Below are 421 nucleotides of genomic sequence, written 5' to 3'. Positions count from 1 at the left end.
GCGGCGGCCCGGTCCGGGCCGGAGGCGACGGCGTCGACGAAGTTCTCGAACGCGGCGAGCGGCCCGGCGCCGTACGGGGTGCCGTACAGGGAGATCCGGCGGGCGTCGTCCACCGGTACGTCGACTCCGAACGCCGAGGCGGTGATGCGGCCGTAGCCGCCGATCAGCACGTAGAGGCCGTCCGCCCCCAGCCGGTCGTGCACCAGGGCGAGCAGCGCGGTGTCGCCCTCCGGGAGCGCCAGCACGTAGGTGGGTACGCCGGTGCGCTCGGCGAGGGCGGCGATCTCCGGGGCGAGCGAGCGCGGCAGTTCGCGCGGCTGGGCGGCCGAGACGTAGACCGGGTTCTTGCGCAGTTCCCCGGCCAGGCGCTCGGACCGGGTCGTGCCGTCGGCGGGCTGACCCGCCGGCGCGGTGGCGGCGG

It is taken from the genome of Kitasatospora putterlickiae (assembly GCF_039527695.1).
Classification (GTDB): Bacteria; Actinomycetota; Actinomycetes; order Streptomycetales; family Streptomycetaceae; genus Kitasatospora; species Kitasatospora putterlickiae.
The sequence above is the reverse complement of the archived record's forward strand: the minus strand, read 5'-3'. Positions refer to the sequence as shown.